Source organism: Oleiphilus sp. HI0067, assembly GCF_001635735.1.
In genome coordinates, this window is record NZ_LWFI01001523.1 from 1 (window position 1) to 1,018 (window position 1,018).

Here is a 1,018-nt window from a genome sequence, read left to right on the forward strand (position 1 = left end):
GAACACCAAAAGCTTGAATTAAGGCATGCACCAAGTTGAATGGAGCCTTTAAAAGAGCAAGCTTGCCTTTGCCTCTTAGCCCGCTCACGCTAATGCCATAAAAGGGTATGCCCTGTTTCTCAATGACCGACTGCTCGAAACCACCATTAGATCCAAGCCAAGCAACATTCGCCCCTTGCTCTTGTAACTTTCTAGCCGTTGCAAGAGCAGGAAATACATGACCACCTGTTCCGCCAGCCATCATCAAATACGTTTTCATGAAGACTCTCCTATTCTTGCATGGAGGGTTTCATGATGAACGCGCAACAAAATCGCGATAGCAGCAATACTTATAATCAAACTACTTCCGCCATAACTCACCAAGGGCAAGGTCAAGCCCTTAGTTGGCAATAAGCCCATGTTCACGCCCAAGTTAATGCTTGCTTGAACGCCTAGTAGTATTGCGATGCCATATGAGAAATAAGCATGGAAAAGCAGCCCTGCTTTTTCAGCCACACGTGCAATTTTGAATGCGCGGTAAATCAACCACGAAAATAATGCGACGACGATTAAAGAACCAATCAGTCCGAATTCTTCCGCAAGAATAGCGAATACAAAATCGGTGTGAGCTTCTGGCAAATAAAACTGCTTCTGCAAGCTATTACCTAGCCCAACGCCAAGTATTTCACCTCTTCCAAAAGCAATCAGAGATTGTGTTAACTGATAACCTGCGCCAAATTGATCTGCCCACGGGTCGGTATAACCAATTAATCGCTCCATGCGATACGGTTGAGACCAAATCAAAGCCACTACGATTAATAAGCAGGCGACAACGAGAACACCGAATTGATGCAGCTTCGCACCACTCAAGAAAATCATTCCCATGAACGCAGCGCCTATTACGACGGTCGCCCCAAAATCAGGCTCGCTAAGCAAGAGGAAAGCCGCGATAGTGAGCACTAACATAGGCTTAGTAAAACCCCACCAAGACTGTCTGACTTCGTCATGACGTCGAACCAGGTATCCAGCTAGATATGCA

General features: G+C 46.0%; 2 protein-coding genes. Both read right to left on the reverse strand.

All coding sequences use genetic code 11. The features are described from left to right. A partial coding sequence (locus A3739_RS24825; RefSeq protein ID WP_197472555.1) for a glycosyltransferase occupies positions 1–259 on the reverse strand: 259 nt, incomplete at its 3' end. Continuing rightward, the coding region (locus tag A3739_RS24830; RefSeq protein WP_197472556.1) for a putative peptidoglycan glycosyltransferase FtsW at positions 256–1,018 on the reverse strand (763 nt) is incomplete at its 5' end. The genes A3739_RS24830 and A3739_RS24825, both read right to left, overlap by 4 nt.